The organism is Marinobacter sp. L-46 (assembly GCF_056859535.1).
Genome location: NZ_JBSXOP010000057.1, coordinates 47,712 through 67,251 on the forward strand (window position 1 = coordinate 47,712; position 19,540 = coordinate 67,251).

Below are 19,540 nucleotides of genomic sequence, written 5' to 3' on the forward strand. Positions count from 1 at the left end.
CCCGATGTCAGACCTGCTTTAACCGGGCCAGCAGGGACTCCTGATCAAGGGCGCCACCCCAGGTATTACCATGTACCAGATCTTCCAGCGGCAGCCGGGAACGCCAGCCTTTGGACTGTAATTCCGGTTGCTCCAGGAATTCACTGACATAGCCCAGGCAGAGATAGGCCAGCGGGTATACATGATCCGGCAACTGCAGGATATTCGACAGCACATCCTGATCCAGGATGCTCACCCAGCCCACGCCAATACCCTCGGCCCGAGCCGCCAGCCAGAGGTTCTGCACCGCCAGGCAGGTGCTGAACAGGTCCATTTCCATAATGGAATTACGCCCCAGGACATTGGGGCCGCCGCGGGATCGATCACAGGTGATGCAGAGGTTGATGGGGCTTTCCAGAATGCCCTGCAGTTTCAGGCTCCGATAGGTTTGCTGGCGCTCGCCGGTGTAGTTTTCCGAGGCCTTTGCGTTTTCCTCGTTAAAACTGTCCAGCACCTGCTCGCGCACCGCCAGGCTGTCGATCACGATGAAATCCCAGGGCTGCATGAAGCCGACCGACGGGGCGTGGTGGGCAGCTCTCAGGATGCGCGCCAGAACCGCCTCCGGAATGGCATCCGGCAGGAACTGGGAGCGCACATCCCGGCGCTCGAAGATGGCCCGGTACAGGCCTTCGCGCTGGGCATCGGTGAAGGGATCATTCGGGTTACTCACAACTGCAACAGCCTCCTTAACCGGTCTGTGTCCAGGCACTGTTCCACCTGATCGGCCAGGCGATCAAGTTGCTGCAGACGGTGACGCTGGTAGTCCACCGACTGCTCGCCCTGTGTTTTAAGGCCTGCCCAGGCCAGAATGGCATGGCAGGCGGCTGGCTCGTCGAAGACGCCGTGGATGTAGGTACCCGCCACCTGGCCATCCGCACTGACGGCGCCATCCGGCCGGCCTTCCAGCTCTGCAAATGGGCGCACCAGCGCGGCGCCTTCGGTGACACCGTTGTGCATTTCATAGCCTTTCAGAGCGCCTGTCACCGCCGTGCTGGCAACATGAGAGGTCAGCCCGCCATTTACCATTCGGAGCTGCTTGCCCGGCACCATACGGGTAACCATTTCGAACAGGGCCAGGCCCTCGGTAGTGCCGGCTTCACCCTCCAGCCCTTCCGGGTCTTCCACTTTTAGCCCCAGCATCTGGAAGCCGCCACAGATACCCAGTAGCTTGCCGCCATACCGCAGGTGTTTCTGGATGGCTTCCGGCCAGCCTTGTTGCTTCAGCCACTGCAGGTCGTGCCGGGTGCTTTTGCTGCCGGGCAAGATAATCAGATCCGCTGGCGGAATGGGTTCATCCGTCCCCACGAACACCAGGTCAACGCCCGGGTGGAGTCGCAACGGATCAAAATCATTGTGGTTGCTGATCCTCGGAAATATCGGCACCACCACTTTCAGGGCGCCGGCCTCACTGGTGCCGGCGGCACTGACGCTGTCTTCTGAGTCGATCACCAACCCGTGCAGGTATGGCAAAACCCCGAACACCGGCTTGCCCGTGTGTTCCGTCAGCCAGTCCAGCCCGGGCTCCAACAGCGCAATATCGCCCCGGAACCGGTTGATGATAAAACCCGCCGTCCTGTCCCGCTCACTGTCGGAAATCAACTCCAGCGTACCCACCAGCTGGGCGAAAACCCCGCCCTTGTCAATATCCCCTACCAGCAACACCGGACAATCAGCAGCTTCGGCAAAACCCATGTTGGCAATGTCGTTGGCCCGCAGATTGATTTCCGCGGGGCTGCCGGCGCCTTCGGCGATGACCACATCGTAGCGGACACTCAGTGCCTGCCAGCTCGCCATCACCGAATTCATCGCCTCAGCTTTGTAGGCGTGGTAATCCAGGGCATCCATATTGCCATGGACCTTGCCCCGCAAGATCACCTGGGCCCCGCAATCGCTCTGGGGCTTCAACAACACCGGGTTCATGTCACTGTGGGGCTCCAGACCACAGGCCAGTGCCTGCAACGCCGTGGAGCGGCCAATTTCGCCACCATCCACGGTGACCGCACTGTTCAGGGCCATGTTCTGGGGTTTGAACGGTGCCACCGACACCCCCTGACGCGCCAGCCAGCGGCACAGGGCCGCCACCACCGTGGTCTTGCCAGCATCCGAGGTGGTGCCCTGCACCATCAGGGTGGGCATTTACAGCTCCACACCCTTCTGGGCCTTGATGCCCTGATCCTTGAAGGCATGTTTGACCACGCCCATCTCGGTCACCGTGTCGGCCAGATCAACCAGTTCCTGCGGAGCCCCGCGCCCGGTGACCACCACATGCTGCATTTCGGGACGAGCCTGCAGGTCGTCCAGCACCCGGTCCAGATCGATGTAGTCGTACTTCAGCGCGATATTCAGTTCGTCCAGCAGAATCAGGTCATAGCTGTCGTCTTTGAGCATGTCAGCTGCGACTTCCCAGGCATCGGTCGCGCTCTGCACATCCTGCTCACGATTCTGGGTTTCCCAGGTATAGCCCTGGCCCATCACGTGGTAGGTCACGTTCGGCAGGCTCCGGAAGAACGCTTCCTCGCCGGTGCTGAAAGCGCCCTTGATGAACTGGACGATGCCCACTTTCATACCGTGGCCCAGAGCCCGGGCCACCATGCCGAAGCCGGAACTGCTCTTGCCTTTGCCGGGGCCGGTGAGCACCAGCAACACGCCCTGTTCTTTCTGGGCACTGGCAATGCGCTCTTGCATGATTTTCTGTTTGGCGGCCATGCGCTTGGCATGGCGTTCGGGGTCTTTGGCGCGTTCACGCATGATGACTCTCCTTGGGTTAAGGCGTTCGAGTTGCTCAGGAAAACCGGACTTCCTCACCGCGAAAGATCGCGCTAATCAAAGCAGGCGCTGACGGGAAGTATCCGTGAAAATAGCTGGCCACCAGTTTCTGGTCGCGATACACGGCCTCACCTTCAGAGCCAGCCTGCTTCTTAGCCCTGGCGGCAGGTTGCCACGGGGTCTCAAGACTGGAATGGTGATAGGTGTGGCCCCGCAGCCCGCCGAGCTGGGTTTCCAGACTTTGCAGACCCAATGCGGTCAGTCGGTTAGCCATGGTCGCCCGCCCGGGCACCAGGCCCAGCAGACGATGTACTTTGCCGTCTTTATCTGCCAGCTCTTCGGCACAGGCCATCAGACCACCGCACTCTGCCAGAATGGGCTTGCCGGCCTGGTGGAAGGCGCGAATCGACGCCAGCATGGAGAGGTTCTCCGCCAAGATGCTGGCATGCAGTTCCGGGTAGCCGCCCGGAAGCCACAATGCGTCAACCATCGGTACTTCCGAATCTGTCAGGGGCGAGAAATACACCAGCTCAGCGCCCATGGCGGTGAGCAGATCCAGATTGGCGCGGTAGATAAAACTGAAGGCCGCATCCCTGGCAACCGCGATCCGATGTCCCGCCAGTAGCTGTTCTGGCCGGGAAGGTGCCTCATAATGAAACGACACGGGCTCGGGCAGCACATCCAGACCCGCTGACATCAGGACTTCGGCAGCCTTATCCAGTCGATCACTCAGGTCGTCCATTTCAGCCGCCTGGACCAGACCAAGGTGCCGGTCCGGAATGTTCATGGCATCGTTTCGGGGTATTGCGCCCAGCAGGCTGATACCTTCCGGCAGGCTCTCCCGCAGTAGCTCGCCGTGGTAGGGACTGCCAATCTTGTTAGCAATCACCTGATGAACCGGCAATTCCGCGTCGAAGCGAGCCAGCCCCAGGGCAACCGCGCCGAAGGTCTGGGCCATGCCTTTGGCGTCAATGACGGGCAAGGCCGGAATACCCGCCAGCTTGGCCAGATCGCCGCTGCTGGGGCTGCCATCAAACAAGCCCATGGAGCCCTCCACCAGAATCAGGTCGGCGCTCTGGGCAGCCTCCGCCAGCCGCCACCGGCACTCGTCCTCGCCGGTCATCCAGGGGTGCAACTGGTAAACCGGGTTACCGGAGGCTACCTCCAGCACCATGGGATCAAGATAATCCGGCCCGTGTTTGAACACCCGGACGTTCCGGCCGGCGTTCCGGTGCAGTCGGGCCAGGGCGGCGGTGACCATGGACTTGCCCTGGCCGGAGCCCGGGGCTGTGATCATGGCGGCCGGGATTTTGTTGTCTGGCATGTGTTGCTATTCCCTGTCGTCTGAGTTTGGTGCAGACGGGCAGCGGGGCAGGGCTTTCCGGGACACGCTGTGAATACATCCCTGTACGCTTGACTGCAGCATCCCTGCTGCAGACGGCCCCGGAAAGCCCTGCCCCGCTACCCTCGCGATACTTCTGAGTTAATCTCGTTTTGGCACGAAAAAAGGCGCGCCATCCACTTCTACCGTTGCCAGTTTCTGGTTGTACAAACGTTCCAGAGCGTTCGGCACCAGCATCCTTTCTGCCGGGCCCCAGCAGGCTTCGCCGTTGGGATACATCAGCAGAATATGATCGCACCAGCGGGCAGCCAGGTTCAGATCGTGCAGGCACATGAAAATGGCGTTCCCTGCTGCCGCACGATCGGTGAGCAGTTTCATGACGGCCACCTGGTGATGCAGATCCAGGTGATTCGTCGGTTCATCCAGCAACCAGGTATGAGGCGACTGGGTCATCAGGGTGGCAATCGCCACACGCTGGCGTTCCCCGCCAGAGAGGGTGCTGACCAGACGGTCTTTCAGGTGCAGAACATCCAGTGCTTCAAGTGCTCTTTCCGCCATAGCCAGATCGTCTGTCCCTTCCATCTGCCACGGAGACAACCAGGGATGGCGACCGATCAGCGCGGTTTCCAGTACCGTTGCCGGGAAGCCGTCCTGCCGGTCCTGGAACACCAGCCCCAGCTGTTGAGAGAACACACGGCGCTTTATTCCGGATACCGAAACATCATCAAGATACAAAGCACCAGCGCGAGGCGGCCGAAGGCCTGCGAGCGTATGCAGCAAAGTGGTCTTGCCGGCACCGTTGGGCCCGAGCACGCCCCAGATCTGACCGGAGCCGATCGTTAAATCCAGCGGGTAGCCATCGGCGCGGCCGGGAATATCAATCACCAGGTTCCGGGTACTCAGGGTCTGCATTTGGCGGCTCTGCATGGCGTTCATCAGCGACTCCGGTACAACAAGTACAGGAAGGTGGGAACACCCAGCAACGCGGTGATCACACCCACCGGTAGCTGTTCCGGCGCGATCACCACCCGCGCCAGGGTATCCGCCAGCACCAGCAGTGTGCCGCCGGCCAAGGCACAGGCTGGCAGGATCAGTCGCTGATCATTGCCCAACACCAACCGGAGCATATGTGGAACCACAAGGCCGACAAAGCCTATGCTGCCCGCCATGGTGACCGCCGTGGCGGTGAGCAAGCTGGCGAGTATGTAAATCAGCCATTCCAGCGGGCGCACCGAAATACCCAATGCCGCCGCCTGCATCGGTCCCCGAGCCAACACATTCAGGCTCCGACCCAGTGGCACCACCAGAACACAAACAACAGTCAACAATCCCAGTCCGGGCCATGGTATCCGGGCGTAAGAAACATCGCCCATCAGCCAGTACAGCATGCCCGGCAACTCCCGGGCCGGGCTGATCGCCAACATCAGGGTAATCACCGCACCCCAGCCAGCGGCCACCACCACCCCGGTCAGTAACAGGCGGGAGGGCGTCCAGCTGCCAGTGCCATGGGCCAGCCCAAACACCATCAAGGTCGCGAGCAGGGCACCGGCAAAGGCAGAACCGGAAATAACCGCGCCGCCAAGTCCCGCCAGCATCGCCAGTAACGCACCAACAGCCGCGCCGCCGGACAGGCCCAGAACGTAGGGATCGGCAAGTGGGTTACGCAGCAATACCTGCATCAGGGCGCCGGCCACGGCCAGCAGGCCTCCGGTGGCAAAGGCCGACAAGGTTCTGGGTAGCCGGAGCTCAAGGATCAGCGTGCGCTGCAGGTCCGAGCCTTCACCCAGAAATACCGACAACACATCGGCAGGTGATATCGCCACGCTGCCAACACCGACCGAGATCACCATCGCCAGCACGCCGGCCAGAGCCAGCACCAACAATGGCAAAGTGATCGGCCGGATCACGCAAGGACTCCATTAAGGTCGCCGGTCACGGGCCACCTCCAGTTTTTCACAAAACAGGCGCGTACCTTCGAGCATTCTCGGTGTTGGTCGCTGTACCAGAGACGGCGGAATAAAAAACAGGTTGTCCCGCTCCGTGGCGGTCAGGCTCGGGAATGACTGCCAGCGAGTCAGCCAGTGGCGGTTCTCCTCCCCCTTCCCGCCCGCCAGGATAGCTTCGGGATTGGCTGCAATAACGGCTTCGGCACTGATTCTGGGCACCAACCGCTCCAGGTGGCCAAACACGTTGTCACCCCCACACAGCTCAATCATTTCACCAATCAGATGGTCACGGTTGACCGTCATCAAAGGCTCATCCCAGACCTGGTAGAACACCGGCACTGGGTCGGCATCGGAAAACCTGGCTCGCAGGTCTGTAATGCCTTTGCGGAATCGTTCCGCCTCGGCAAAACCCTCGGCATCGGTACCGGCCAGGGTAGAGATGCGTTCAATGGTGTGGGACACCGCCTCAAAACTGCGGGGCTCGATGGAGAACACAGGCACACCCATTTCTCTGAGTGTCGCCAACTGCTCAGTCGGGTTACCGGTTACCCAGCCAATCACCAGGTCCGGCTGCAGTTCCAGCAGGCGCTCCATGTCCATGCGAGTGTGGCTGCCAACCGAAGTTACTTCTTTCGCGGCCGGGGGATAGTCACTGTAGGCGACAACTGCAACCACCTGATCGCCGGCGCCTGCAGCCCAGGCCAGCTCGGTGGCGCCGGGGGAAAGCGCGGCAATGCGCTCTGCCGGTTGCTCAAGGCAAATCTCTTTACCCAGATCATCCGTGGCACAGACCGGCGATGCCAGGGCGGGGAATGCCAGCAGCATCCCGCCCAGAATCATAGCCATTTCCTTCAGATCTGCCACAGAGGCCTCCCCCGGTTTAACGGTTTTTATCGGATATCGTAACGCACTGTCAGCATGGCGGTGCGGCCAGCTGCTATGTAGTCCACGTCATTCAGGCTATCGCGGGCGGTGCTGTATTCCTTATCCAGCACGTTAGCCAGCGTCAACCGGGTTGACCAGTCCGGAGCAAAGCGCCAGCCGGCCCGCAAGTCCAGAGTCGCAAAACCGGGCAGCCTGTCGTCGTTGGCACGGTCATCATAACGATAGCCTTCGGCCACCACTGTGCCACCGAAGTCCCAGGTACCAACGCGCTTGCTCAGGTCAAGGCGCAGGGTTTTGCCACTTCTGCGCTGGAGTCGGTTTCCGGTTTCCCGGTCTTCCGGGTCCAGCAGCGTCAGCGCCGCATCACCGCGCCAACCATCCCGCTCAAAACCCGCGCTGAACTCGGCACCACGGATTCGGGCTTCATTGACATTCATTGGCGTCCACAAGCCACTGGGGGTCGGGCTCCAGGCAATCAGGTTATCCACATCCAGCTGGAACAGGGCTGCATCCCAGAACCAGGTCTGATAGTGACCACTGGCACCCAACTCCACCGTGCCGGACTCCTCTGCCTCCAGGTCCGGGTTCGCACCCGGGAAATACAGATCGTTGAAGGTGGGTGCCCGGAAAGACGTACCATAACTGATCCGCACTCGGTGGGATCGATCCAGAGCATGGCCAAGGGCGATACCACCGGTTTCATTCTTGCCGTAGGCTTCGTTGTCATCACCGCGCACACTCAGCTGCAGGTCGGTTGGGCCGAAGTTCAGGCGCAACTGGCTGTACAGGGCGGTGTTGGTGCGGCTGGTCTCAGCGTAATCGGTGGTACCGCTGACTTCGTCGGTCATTAACTCTGCCCCAACCACCAGCTCATGGACGTTCCAGGTAAAGGTATTGTCCCAACGCGCTGCCTGTGAACGGGTATTGAAGGTGCTGCTGAATGTGGGCGTGACGTTGTCGGTCTCGTCCCGGGATTCAGAGAACTGAAGTGAATGCCGCCAGTAGTCACTCACTGGCGTTTCCAGCCCGAAACCAATGGTGCGAATCATGAAATCAATTTCGCCGCCTTCGTATTCAGTGTTGCCCTCGCTTTGCACCATCACCAGGCTGGCTTCTCCGCCGGAGTCCAGCTCATGGACTACACGTCCGATACCGGCGGTGTTGCGGAAACCCCGGTCGTCACCATCGGTGATCACCGCTGTACCATCGGTTTCTTTATGCAAGCCACTCAGGCTGAAACGGGTATTTCCGGCGCGGGCAGCAACACCGGCACTGCCTTTCTGCGTGTTGAAATTGCCTGCACCGGCTTCTACCCAACCTGCCGGCGTGTCTTCGGGGTCCAGCGTAAAGGCCTGCACCACACCACCGACAGCATCGGAACCGTACAGTGAGCTCCGGGCGCCCCGGACGATTTCCACCCGCTCGATCAGTTCAACGGGGAAGTACTGCCAGGAAGGACCACCGGATGTGGCCGAACGCAGGCGCACACCATCAACCAGCAGCAGCGTGGAGTCGTTGGCCGTACCGCGGGTGTAGACACTGGTGGTTTTACCGAAGGAGCCGTTGCCGGTCACGTTGATCCCGGGCTGTCCTCGCAGAAGCTGGGTGAATTCTGAGGGGCTTTGCTCGCGGATGGTTTCTTCGTCAATAACTGTGACCGATGACAGGCTTTCACCCGCGGTCAGAGGCCCAAGGGTGGCGGTAACGACAATCGGTTCCAGCTTGCGCTCGTCCGACGCTTCATCGGCGGCAACAGCAGGCAACGCCAGTGGTAACAACATCAGGGCGGGAAGGGCTTTGGCAGTACTCATAGCTTCACTCACGGTTCACCGCACGCACCCGTACGGTCGATCAATTAACTGCGGAGGAAGACAGACTGCTCAGACGGGGGTGGAGGGCGTGTCAGTAATTGCGAGCCAGGTTCACCCACCGCCGTCGCCCTCCGCAACGTCTGGTGTCCGGAACTCACGGTTCCGTCTTTCAGGCCGGTCTCCGGGCTTACAGGCGGAGCCGATGCTCCGGGGCAACCACCTTCCCATGCCATTGGCACAGTGGCGTACTGGATTGCCTTTCACCTGATTACCGTTGCGGGGGCAGCGCCGGAATGTCACCGGCTTCCCGTTTCACTGCGAGCACTCCTCCGGACTATCGCCAGCCTGGACAAAATGCATACAGCACCTGAAATCGCGGGCAAGACTATCAACCAGGGTGGGGGTGGTCAATGAGATATGTTAATTCAGACAACGCACCCTCCAGCCGTTGCCAACCGGTTTCATCCGGCGGTAAACCGAAACGCAGGGCTGCGGGTGCGTCAAAACGCCTGACCAGAATGCCGCGGCGAGCCAGCTGGTCAGCAATGTCCGCTGCGCGGGGATGTTGAACCGTTCTGAAGAGCAGGGTGCCGGTGGGGGACGGCATCCCGTGTTTTCTGAGCAGGCCGTCCATTCGCAGTCTTGCCGTTTGCAGGCTGGCACGAGCCTCCACCTGCCAGGCCTGATCTTGCAGAGCCCTGGCCATCAGGTAGCGTGCAGGACCGCTGACCGTCCAGGGGCCAAGCTCGTTCGCCAGCAGGTGAGCCAGTCCAGGCTCGGTCAGGATCGCACCGGCACGGAGACCTGCCAGCCCGAAAAACTTGCCCAGCGAGCGCAACACGATCAGCCCCGGAGCGCCCGCCCACGGGTCTAGGCCGAAGCCGGGCTCACCCTCAATAAACGCCTGATCCAGCACCAGCCAGCCATCACGCTCGCGCAGACGCTCGTGCCAAAACCGTAAACGGGCAGGATCCATCAGCTGCCCGGTCGGATTATTCGGCTGTATCCATACCACCACATCCACAGAGTCCAGCCACGCCAGCTCCGCTTGCATTGTCGCCTGTTCAGGAATCGCCACCACGTCGAAACCCGCTCGCCGCCAGGCATGACCATGCTCACGATAACCGGGCATGGGCACGGCCACCCGACCGAAACCATGCTTACGGGCACGAACCGCTGGCAGGGCCATGATCGCCGCCTGGGAACCCGCTACGGGTAGGCAGCAGGCACGCTCCGGCGCCCCGGCCCAGATACGGATAATCTCTTCCAGCCCATCTTCCGGCTCCGGCAGCCGTTGCCATACCTCCGCCGGAATTGCCGGAACCGGCCAGGGCACAGGATTAATACCGGTGGAGAGATCCAGCCATTGTTCCGGAGGAATGCCCCAGTGCTGAGCCGCTGCCCTCAGGCGACCTCCATGCTCCGGCAAATCAGCACCATCGAACGCTGTCACCCGATACCTCCTGACCAGAACGCATTCAGAGTTGCGGCCAAGGCCAACAACACCAACAGCCACAACATCACGCCACGCTGAACCAGGGAAATCGCGCCCTCCACGGTTTGCGCCGTGGCGCCTTGCCCGCTGCCCAGCAGCGGTCGCTGCTTCACGCCACCGGAATACGGCGCCGGGCCGCCCAGTGTGACACCGAGCGCGCCCGCTCCTGCTGCCATCACCGGGCCGGCGTTCGGACTGTCCCAGGCCCTGGACTGTTCACGCCAGCATTTCACGGCCAGCCGGGTATTGCCCAGCAACGCATAGGTCAAGGCAGTTAGCCGGGCAGGCACCCAGTTCATAGCATCATCGAGCCTGGCGGCGCAGCGCCCGAAATACAGATATCGTGGCGTCCGGTAGCCCCACATGGCATCCAGCGTGTTCACCAGCCGGTGCAAAACCAGTCCGGGCAAGCCAGCGACCAGATACCAGAACAAGCTTGAAAACACCGCATCCGCGCCATTTTCCAGCATGGATTCCGAAGCGGCGGCGGCAACGCCTTCGTCGGTCAGCGCTGCAGCGTCGCGGCTGACAATTTGGCCAACCGCCAGCCGGGCCCGGGCGCCATCCCCGGACGCCAACGCAGTCGACACCGCCCGACCATGCTCCGCCAGCCCCCGTAATGAAATGGCAAGCCAGACACCGGCCACCTGAGTGAGCAGCCACAGCCAGCCCTCCAGCAGGAATTGCAGCAGAATTGCCAGCACGACGGCTGGCATGACCGCTACCAGGGTCGCCAGCAACCCCCGCAAAAGGCTTTGCGCCGGGAATGACGGCTGATCATTCAGGCGTTGCTCCAACAGGGATGCCCACCGGCCGAAACCCACCAGCGGATGCCATCGCCGGGGCTCACCCAAGAGCCAATCCACCAAAACCGCGGCACCGCACACCAGCGCTGCAACCACAAACGTATCCAAAGCCGATCTCCGTAAATCAAGTGCCGGCAAGTCTAACCGACCGATCACTGAACTTGACAGTCTTGCCTCCCGGTTAGACCATCCTCGGTTTTCCGCCCACAAGGACCCATCGCCATGGCACTGCCCGACAGTTGGTTGAAGTCACCCCCAAGGCCCTCGGTTCAGCACACCGCGCTTGCCGCCGAACGCCAGCAGGTACTCACCAAGCCACCCGGCTCTCTCGGGCAACTGGAAAAGCTCGCCATCAACCTGGCGGGCCTGAACGGCAGTGACAAACCCAGCGTTGATCCGGTGCGAATGGTGGTGTTTGCCGGTGATCACGGAGTTTGCGCCGAAGGTGTTTCAGCATTTCCACAGGCAGTCACCGCCCAGATGATCGCCAACTTTGCCAGCGGCGGCGCTGCCATCAGTGTGATGGCTGAAGAACTTGGCGCCAGCCTGGAAGTGGTTAACCTGGGTACGGTTGGCGAGGTACCGGCATTGCCCGGTGTCATACACCAGATTATCGCCCCCTCTACGGCCAACATGGCAAAATCACCGGCCATGTCCTCGCGCCAGGTTGAATCCGCGCTATACAGTGGCGACGATGCCGCCAGGCGTGCCGTAAACGCTGGCTGCCGCCTGTTTATTGGTGGCGACATGGGCATCGGCAACACCACCAGTGCCGCCGCATTGGCCTGCGCCCTGCTGGGCCAGCAGCCCACCACCCTCGTTGGCCCGGGCACCGGGCTGAACTCCGAAGGCGTTGCCCGCAAGGCCCGCGTTGTTGAGAAGGCCTTGCACCGACATGGTCCCGACCGGGACCCGCTGACGGTACTGGCCTCTTTGGGAGGCTTTGAAATAGCCGCACTGACGGGCGCCATAATGGGCTGCGCCGCACGCCGGATCCCGGTGCTGGTGGATGGTTTTATCGTCTCTGTCGCCGCGCTGGTGGCTGTGCATCAACAGCCAGGGGTGCGCGAGTGGCTTCTGTTTGCACACCGCTCGGCCGAACCCGGCCACAATTCCGTGCTGGAGGCACTCGATGCCTCGCCCCTGCTGGATCTTGGTATGCGCCTGGGCGAAGGCAGTGGCGCGGCCGTTGCCGTTCCGCTGCTGCGCGCCGCCTGCGCGCTGCATAACCGGATGGCCAGCTTTACCGACGCCGGTGTCAGCGGCAAAGCGGGAGACTAACCCCATGACCACCACAGTGATCGACCTGATACGCCACGGCGAACCGGAAGGTGGCCAGATGTTCCGGGGCAGTAAAGACGACCCTTTGAGCGACACCGGGTGGCAACAGATGAGAGCTGCCATCGCCGAGGGTGATCGGTGGGACGCCATCGTCAGTTCACCCATGAAACGGTGCCGACGCTTCGCCCAGCAACTAGCCGAGGAACACAGGATTCCACTGCACATCGAAGAAGATCTTCGGGAGATCGGCTTCGGTGAGTGGGAAGGGTTGACCGCAGAGCAGATCCAGGAGCGTTATGGGGATCACCTCAAACACTTCTGGCAGGACCCCATCAACTTCCTCCCCCCCGGCGGTGAAGCTGTGACGGATTTCTACCAGCGCACCATCGATGGTTTTAATCGGTGGCAGCAAACCCTAGCCGGCAAACGGGTCTTGGTGGTCTGCCACGGAGGCGTGATTCGCATGGTGCTGGCCAATGTGTTGGGCATTCCGCTGGAAAAATCATTCACCGGCTTCGCCGTCCCTTACGCCTGCCGCAGCCAGATACAGGTCGACCAGTCCGAATTCGGTGTGTTCCGCAGCCTGATCAGCCACCAACCTTGAGGGTTAGTGGCAAACCCGCCACGGCCATCACCACCTCATCACATCGCTGGGCCAGGGCCTGATTGAGCCAGCCCAGCTCGTCGGCAAAACGGCGGGTAAGCGGGTCCATGCCGATGGTTCCGAGCCCCACTTCGTTGGTCACAATCACCAGAGGGCCGGGATAGGCCTCAACCGCCTCCAGAAAGGCCGCCCGCTCGGGCTGGAACAAGGAGCCGTCGGCAAACAACAGATTGCTCAGCCACAGGCTCATACAGTCCACCAACAGCAACGGTGGCTCTCCCGGACCGCAGGCATACACTGACAATACCCGGCCCAGGCGCAGCGGCTCTTCAGCAAGCTGCCAGTGGTTCGGCCGCAGTTGCTGGTGACGCTCAATACGCAGTGCCATTTCATCATCGCCTGCAGTGGCGGTCGCCACATAAACCACGTCGTTACCGGCCGCTTTGGCCCGCTGCTCCGCCAGCCCGGTCTTACCGGAGCGAATCCCGCCGGTTACCAGTAACTTGTTGACCATAAACCTTTCTCCAGCCCGCCACATTCCGCCGCCAAGGTACACCAACCGGACAGACAACTGCTATAGTTTAGCCAGACTCCGGAAACGGCGGCACCGCAATCGCCGGCTTCAGAACAAGACCGATCAACCCTGGAGAGCCCATGCAGGCCGAGCTGCTCGACATCCGCAACCACATCGCCCAACACGCCCCCTTTGACGACATGCCCGAAGAGCTGCTCGACCGCATCGTCACTGGTATCGAAGTAGCCTATTACCGGGCCGGCACCCAGATTCTGGAGCTGGGCCAGCAGAACTACTGGCTGCACTACATCCGCAGCGGTGCGGTGGAAATCTTCCGGCGCTCCGGCGAGCTCTACAACCGCATCGGTGAGGGCGAAATCTTTGGCCAGTTTGGCCTGCTGCGCAATCAGAAAGTGCGCTTTCCGGCCAAAGCCATCGAAGACTGCCTGATCTACAAAATCCCCTACGAGACCTTCCAGCATCTGTGGGAAAACGACGAGAACTTCGCGGATTTTGTCGAGATTGAAGATCACAGCCGTCTGCGTTCGGCGGTCTCGCGCCGGCACAAATCCAACGAACTGATGTCCGCCAAGGTCACCCGATTGATTGCCCGGGAGCCAGTCTCTGCCCCGACCACCGTGCGCCTTCAGGAAGCCGCCCGGATCATGACCGACAACGGCGTGTCGGCACTGCTGCTGATGGACGAAAGTGGGGACTCACCCCGGCTCAAGGGCATCATCACCGACCGGGATCTGCGCACCCGGGCGGTCACCAACGCCCTGCCATCAGAAACCCCCATCAGCGAGATCATGTCCGAAGGGCTGATTACCATCAGCGCCCGCAGCTACATCTTCGAAGCCATGCTTACCATGCTGCACAATAACGTGCACCATCTGCCAGTCATGGAAGACCATGAAGTGCGTGGCGTTATCGCGCTGTCCGACATCGTCAAATACGAGAGCCAGAGCAGCCTGTACCTGGTGAGCAACATCTACCACCAGAACGACATCAAAGGCCTGAAGAAAATCAGCCGCGAAGTGCGCGACAGCTTCGTGCGCATGGTCAACGAAGACGCCAACTCCCACATGATCGGCAGCGCCATGGCCGGCATCGGCCGCAGTTTCAGCCAGCGTCTGCTGGAGCTGGGCGAGGAAAAACTTGGCCCGCCTCCCATTCCGCATTGCTTTATGGCACTGGGCTCCATGGCCCGGGATGAACAGCTGGTGGTTACCGACCAGGACAACGCCATGGTACTGGACGACAGCTTCGTCCCGGAAGAGCACGACGAATACTTCCTGGCCCTGGCCAAGTTCGTCTCCGATGGCCTGGCCGAATGCGGATACCCCTACTGCACCGGCGACATCATGGCCACCAACCCGAAATGGCGGCAGCCGCTGAGCGTGTGGAAGGGTTACTTCACCGATTGGATCGACAACCCCAAGGCCGAAGCCCTGCTCAACAGCAACATCTTCTTCGACCTGGACGGCATCTACGGCGAAACCGACTTTGCCGAGCAGCTGAAAACCCTGATTGTGGAAAAAGCGGGAGGAAGTCAGCGCTTCCTCACGTTCCTGGCCAGAAATGCCCTGAACCGTACGCCGCCCCTGGGTTTCTTCCGCACCTTTGTGCTGGAAGAAGACGGCAAGCACCAGAAAACCTTCAACCTCAAACGCCGGGGCACGGCACCGGTGTCCGACCTCATCCGGGTGCACGCCCTGGCCTGCGGTTCCCGCTCCCAGAACTCCTTCGAGCGCCTGCGGGACATCGCTAAAACCAATCTTATGCTGGACGACGACGCCGGCAACCTGCGCGATGCCCTGGAATTCATCTCCATCGTCCGTATCCGCCACCAGGCCCTGGCCATTGAAGAAGGCCGCGAACCGGACAACAACGTACGCCCGGAAGACCTGTCACCATTTGAACGCAGCCATCTGAAAGACGCCTTCCAGATCGTCAGTAACGCCCAGAAGTTCCTGCGCTTCCGCTACAACGCCGGAGCTACCCGGAATGTCTAACGCCATCAAAAGCAGCAACAGCAAACAGAACTGGCCAGAGAATTACCGCAAAGGCGCCGAACAGGCAAACGACGCCAGAATCCGTGCCTTCTACGAAGCCGGCTGCCCCAGTCCGGACACACCTATCCGGGACGTCCCGCTACTGGCCCTGGACTTCGAAACCACCGGCCTGGAAGCCGACCAGCACTCCATCGTCAGCATCGGCCTGGTGCCCTTCACCCTGGACGGCATCCAGCTCGGCCAATGCTGGCACCAGGTGGTGCGCCCCAGGCTGCCCCTGCACAAAACCTCGGTGACCATCCACGGCATTACCCACAGCGAAATTGAAAACGCCCCGGACCTGGAAGACGTGCTGGACCCTCTGTTTGAACACCTCACCGGCCGAATCCCCGTGGTGCACTACCGCAACATCGAGCGCCCGTTCCTGAACGTTGCCCTGCAATGGCGCCTTAAGGAAGAACTGCGTTTCCCGGTTATCGACACCATGGCGATCGAAGCCCACCTGCATCCGGACCGCAACCCGAGCCGCTGGCAACAGCTCATGGGCAAGAAGCCGGTTTCCATCCGCCTGGCCGACAGCCGGCTCCGCTACGGCCTGCCCCACTACGCCGGCCACAATGCGCTGATCGACGCCATCGCCACCGCCGAACTGTTCCAGGCCCAGGTGCTTCACCACTTCGGCCCGGATACGGCCATTGGCGACCTGTGGGTATAAGGACCCATAGCCCCTGCAGGCGGCAATCGCTAGAATAAAGGGCAAATCAGCCAAAGAGACCACAGTGACCGACACCATCACCAAACCTACGCCTCTGGACGCCTTCAAACGCGCCCGAAGAATGTGGCTGAAAGGGGAAAAGATCAGCCTGGCGGCCCTGGCCGATGACCTGCACATAGGCCGCGCCACCCTGTTCCGCTGGGTGGGCAACCGGGACCTGCTGATTGGTGAGATTCTCTGGTCCCTGTACGAACCTCTGTACAAAGAAGCCCGTGCCATTACCCCCGGCCATGGCGTCGACTATGTCGTTGCCGTGTTCCGTCACATCAACATGACCATCCTGCACTTTTCGCCACTGCGGAAATTCCTGCACCAGGATCCGGAATACGCGCTCAAGATGCTCACTTCATCCCATTCCACCCTGCACGCCCGCACGGTGGAAGTGAATACCCGCTTACTCAAGGATGAAGTACGCGCCGGGCACCTGAGCCCGCCCATGAACATACAGAGCCTGTCCTACTTTATGGTGCGCATCGCCGAATCCTGCCTGTACAGCGACATCATCGGTGGCCGGGAACCCCGGGACGAAGAACTCGAAGATGCCTGCACGGCGGTGCGCATCCTGCTGGGCGGTAAGGTCTAGAACGGCAAGGTTCAGGCAGTCATCTTCAGGTATAAAAAAACCGGCACTGTTACCAGCGCCGGTTTTTTTATGGTGTGGCAGCGGCCAGAACGGCCGCGCCGGATCAACCAATCAGGTTGTAGACAAACACGATCGCCACGGCTACCGGAGTCACGTAGCGCAGCAGGTTGTGCCACAGGGCAAAGGCACCACCGTCCATGGCCAGGTCGCTCTTCAGAGACTCCTTGGCCACGAACCAGCCCACAAACACAGCCGTCAGCATACCGGACAGCGGCAACATGATATTGGCGGTAAAGTAGTCCAGCAGGTCGAAAATGGTCTTGCCTTCAAAGGCTGCGAACATGCCCAGCGGAGTCACGCCGGACCACACGTTCAGTGACAGGATCGAGGCAATACCCAGTGCCCAGCAGGCACCGCCGGCCACAATGGCACTGCCGGTGCGGCCCAGGCTGGTTTTCTCTTCAACCCACTCAACCACCGGCTCCAGCAGGGAAATACCGGAGGTCCAGGCAGCAAACAGCAGCAGGATAAAGAACAGCGCACCAAACAGGCTGCCCATGGGCATGTTACCGAACGCCAGCGGCAGGGTCTGGAAGATCAGGCCAGGGCCGGCACCGGCTTCAAGGCCGTTGGCGAACACCACCGGGAAAATGGCCAGGCCCGCCAGCAAGGCAACCACGGTGTCCAGGATGGCAACACTGACAGCCGTGCGGCCAATCTTCACATCGTTACCCAGATAGGAGCCGTAGGCCATCATGATGGCCATACCCAGGCTCAGGGTGAAGAACGCATGGCCCAGGGCAACCAGGACGCCGTCAATAGTCAGGGCGCTGAAATCCGGGGTGAACAGGAAGCTGACCGCTTCGCCGAAATGACCGGTGGTGGTGGCATAGCCCACCACTACCAGCAGCAACACCAACAGTGCCGGCATCAGGATGGTCGCAGCACGCTCAAGGCCACCCTTCAGGCCACGGGCTACCACCAGGATAACCAGCGCCATAAAGACGGTGTGCCAGAACAGCAACAGGCCGGGGTTACTCAGCAAATCACCGAACAAGGCGCCTACCGAGTCAGCCGTGCCGCCGGTAAAGTCACCCATGGCCGCGTGGCCGATGTAGGAAGCCGCCCAGCCGCCGATGACGGAGTAGAACGACAGAATGATAAAGGCCGCGAACATACCGATGATGGCAGAAATACGCCAACCCGGAGACGCCAGGTTGCGCTCTGCCACCAGCCGGAAACTGGTGATCGGGTTGTGGCGACCATTCCGGCCGATAAACACCTCGGCCATCATGATGGGAATACCGATGATGAAGATACAGAGCAGGTAAACGAGAACGAACGCGCCGCCGCCGTTTTCACCGGTTACGTAGGGAAACTTCCACACGTTACCAAGGCCGACAGCAGAACCGGTTGCTGCCAGAATAAACGCGAGTCTGGAAGACCAGAGTCCGCGAGCTCCGGTACCGCTGTCAGCTGCGGAGTTGGACTGAGTCATGAGTTTTATTCCTGTGCTTTTGGCTTTAGGAAATTACGGATTGTGAGTGCGCCGAGCCTGAGTGCTGGCGCAGTTGGGGCCGGATTCTGCCAGCACTGGCCAAATGGTGCCAGTGTTGAAATGTTGTTCAGTTGTTTACGGCCGGCCCCCGGCCAGGAGATCAGGCCAGGGCCTGCCGCCGAAACCGGTTATTCACCCACAGCGAGAACGCAATCACCAGGCCGCCGAGCGCCAGCCGCCCGAGATCCGCATCCCGGTTCCAGATCAACAGGTTAACCAGCAAGCCGGCCGGCACCAGGGCATTATTCATGATCGCCAGGGTACCAGCATCCACCTGGCAGCCGCCGCGGTTCCACAGATACAGGCCCAAACCAGAAGCCGCCAGGCCAAGCCAGGCCAGAATGCCCCACTGCAAGCCGGTAGCCGGCAGCTTGTCCGGATTGCCGAAAACCAGGAACGACGGCAGGGCGATGACCAGCGCGCCAAAGAAGAAATAACCGAAAGTGCGGTAGCCCGGCAGCTCCAGCGGGTAACGCTGCATTACATGCTTGTAGCCCACCTGGCCGGCGGCAAAGGTGAAATTGGCCACCTGCAACAACAGGAAACCAGTGATGTAGTCTTCGCTCAGGCCGTCGTAGCGGATAATGCCGGCGCCCAGGGTGGCGATGGCCGCAGCCAGCAGGGCCGCCGGGGAAAACCGGCGGTACAGGGCATCGTCCAGCAGGGTGACATACAGCGGAGTGAAGATGGTGAACAACAGCACTTCCGGCACCGTCAAGTAACTGAACGAGCGGTACAGGCACAGGTAGGTGATACCGAACTGCAGCATACCGGTGGCCATGATGCCCAGCTTCATGCCTCCGGGAACACCGCGCCAGCGGGTCAGGGGCAGGAATACCAGAGCTGCCAGCAACACCCGGCTAAGCACCGCAAAGTCGCTGTCTACCCGGCCAGCCAGGAATTCACCAATCAGGCTGAACGAGAACGCCCAGAGAATCGTAACCAGAACCAACAGTTTCATCGCGCGCCACCTGCAAAAATCCGGGCTGCTACTTTACTGATTTCTTCCGGCAATTGCAGTTTCTGAAGGCGTGCTTGTCCCTATAAGAACCAACACCGGCGATAGGGTATGATCTTCAGCCGGCCCAAGGCCCCCTATACGCCCTGCACAGAAACCCGG

18 protein-coding genes and 1 riboswitch are annotated in these 19,540 nt (G+C 60.9%); of the genes, 5 read left to right on the forward strand and 13 right to left on the reverse strand.

Annotated features, from left to right (window positions below):
- Positions 1–7: 7 nt before the first annotated feature.
- The 10 genes from bluB to cbiB all read right to left on the reverse strand — a co-directional run bounded on the left by bluB (position 8) and on the right by cbiB (position 11,198).
- Positions 8–709 carry a 5,6-dimethylbenzimidazole synthase gene (gene bluB, locus AC13DJ_RS08605; RefSeq protein WP_445481413.1) on the reverse strand — a complete coding sequence of 234 codons (702 nt, stop codon included), beginning with the start codon at positions 707–709 and terminating at the stop codon, positions 8–10.
- Positions 706–2,175: a cobyric acid synthase gene (locus AC13DJ_RS08610; protein ID WP_474541285.1), complete on the reverse strand. Its 1,470-nt coding sequence runs from the start codon at positions 2,173–2,175 to the stop codon at positions 706–708. The genes bluB and AC13DJ_RS08610 overlap by 4 nt, the downstream gene beginning before the upstream one ends.
- Positions 2,176–2,787: a cob(I)yrinic acid a,c-diamide adenosyltransferase gene (gene cobO / locus AC13DJ_RS08615; protein WP_482934110.1), complete on the reverse strand. Its 612-nt coding sequence runs from the start codon at positions 2,785–2,787 to the stop codon at positions 2,176–2,178. It abuts the gene before it with no gap.
- A 34-nt stretch (positions 2,788–2,821) separates the two neighbouring features.
- Positions 2,822–4,129: a cobyrinic acid a,c-diamide synthase CobB gene (locus tag AC13DJ_RS08620; RefSeq protein WP_482934111.1), complete on the reverse strand. Its 1,308-nt coding sequence runs from the start codon at positions 4,127–4,129 to the stop codon at positions 2,822–2,824.
- 159 nt (positions 4,130–4,288) lie between these two features.
- A complete protein-coding gene (locus AC13DJ_RS08625) occupies positions 4,289–5,083 on the reverse strand; it encodes an ABC transporter ATP-binding protein (RefSeq protein ID WP_482934112.1) in 795 nt (264 codons plus the stop codon).
- The gene (locus tag AC13DJ_RS08630) at positions 5,083–5,997 is read right to left on the reverse strand and encodes a FecCD family ABC transporter permease (RefSeq protein ID WP_058342478.1); all 915 of its coding nucleotides are present in this window, start codon (positions 5,995–5,997) and stop codon (positions 5,083–5,085) included. Before AC13DJ_RS08630 ends, AC13DJ_RS08625 begins: the two co-directional genes overlap by 1 nt.
- A 69-nt stretch (positions 5,998–6,066) precedes the next feature.
- A complete protein-coding gene (locus AC13DJ_RS08635; RefSeq protein WP_482934113.1) occupies positions 6,067–6,957 on the reverse strand; it encodes a cobalamin-binding protein in 891 nt (296 codons plus the stop codon).
- 26 nt (positions 6,958–6,983) lie between these two features.
- The gene (locus tag AC13DJ_RS08640; RefSeq protein WP_482934114.1) at positions 6,984–8,789 is read right to left on the reverse strand and encodes a TonB-dependent receptor domain-containing protein; all 1,806 of its coding nucleotides are present in this window, start codon (positions 8,787–8,789) and stop codon (positions 6,984–6,986) included.
- A gap of 155 nt (positions 8,790–8,944) precedes the next feature.
- A riboswitch (cobalamin riboswitch) is annotated at positions 8,945–9,150 on the reverse strand.
- 27 nt (positions 9,151–9,177) lie between these two features.
- The gene (gene cobD / locus AC13DJ_RS08645) at positions 9,178–10,242 is read right to left on the reverse strand and encodes a threonine-phosphate decarboxylase CobD (RefSeq protein ID WP_474540131.1); all 1,065 of its coding nucleotides are present in this window, start codon (positions 10,240–10,242) and stop codon (positions 9,178–9,180) included.
- Positions 10,239–11,198, reverse strand: a complete 960-nt coding sequence (gene cbiB, locus AC13DJ_RS08650) for an adenosylcobinamide-phosphate synthase CbiB (protein ID WP_474540132.1) — start codon at positions 11,196–11,198, stop codon at positions 10,239–10,241. The genes cobD and cbiB overlap by 4 nt, the downstream gene beginning before the upstream one ends.
- Before the next feature lie 120 nt (positions 11,199–11,318).
- Between cbiB and cobT the strand changes: the two genes are divergently transcribed.
- Together cobT and AC13DJ_RS08660 are read left to right on the forward strand one after the other, a co-directional pair.
- Positions 11,319–12,371: a nicotinate-nucleotide--dimethylbenzimidazole phosphoribosyltransferase gene (gene cobT, locus AC13DJ_RS08655; RefSeq protein ID WP_482934124.1), complete on the forward strand. Its 1,053-nt coding sequence runs from the start codon at positions 11,319–11,321 to the stop codon at positions 12,369–12,371.
- A gap of 4 nt (positions 12,372–12,375) precedes the next feature.
- Positions 12,376–12,975: a histidine phosphatase family protein gene (locus AC13DJ_RS08660; RefSeq protein ID WP_482934115.1), complete on the forward strand. Its 600-nt coding sequence runs from the start codon at positions 12,376–12,378 to the stop codon at positions 12,973–12,975.
- On the opposite strand, the gene cobU is transcribed toward AC13DJ_RS08660, so the two are convergent.
- Positions 12,959–13,489 (reverse strand): bifunctional adenosylcobinamide kinase/adenosylcobinamide-phosphate guanylyltransferase, encoded by a 531-nt coding sequence (gene cobU / locus AC13DJ_RS08665; RefSeq protein WP_482934116.1) that lies wholly within the window; start codon positions 13,487–13,489, stop codon positions 12,959–12,961. The two genes, AC13DJ_RS08660 and cobU, sit on opposite strands and share 17 nt — an antisense overlap.
- 140 nt (positions 13,490–13,629) lie before the next feature.
- On the opposite strand from cobU, the gene AC13DJ_RS08670 reads away from it, so the two are divergent.
- From AC13DJ_RS08670 to AC13DJ_RS08680, 3 genes are all read left to right on the forward strand, one after another.
- Entirely contained in the window at positions 13,630–15,504 is a 1,875-nt protein-coding gene (locus AC13DJ_RS08670; RefSeq protein ID WP_482934117.1) for a putative nucleotidyltransferase substrate binding domain-containing protein, read from the forward strand.
- The gene (locus AC13DJ_RS08675; RefSeq protein WP_482934118.1) at positions 15,497–16,219 is read left to right on the forward strand and encodes a 3'-5' exonuclease; all 723 of its coding nucleotides are present in this window, start codon (positions 15,497–15,499) and stop codon (positions 16,217–16,219) included. The genes AC13DJ_RS08670 and AC13DJ_RS08675 overlap by 8 nt, the downstream gene beginning before the upstream one ends.
- 64 nt (positions 16,220–16,283) lie before the next feature.
- A complete protein-coding gene (locus tag AC13DJ_RS08680) occupies positions 16,284–16,862 on the forward strand; it encodes a QsdR family transcriptional regulator (RefSeq protein ID WP_474540137.1) in 579 nt (192 codons plus the stop codon).
- A 103-nt stretch (positions 16,863–16,965) separates the two neighbouring features.
- Here AC13DJ_RS08680 and AC13DJ_RS08685 read toward each other — a convergent pair whose 3' ends face one another.
- Positions 16,966–18,360 (reverse strand): sodium-dependent transporter, encoded by a 1,395-nt coding sequence (locus AC13DJ_RS08685; protein ID WP_058342293.1) that lies wholly within the window; start codon positions 18,358–18,360, stop codon positions 16,966–16,968.
- A gap of 160 nt (positions 18,361–18,520) precedes the next feature.
- Positions 18,521–19,381 carry a carboxylate/amino acid/amine transporter gene (locus AC13DJ_RS08690; protein ID WP_482934119.1) on the reverse strand — a complete coding sequence of 287 codons (861 nt, stop codon included), beginning with the start codon at positions 19,379–19,381 and terminating at the stop codon, positions 18,521–18,523.
- Positions 19,382–19,540 lie beyond the last annotated feature (159 nt).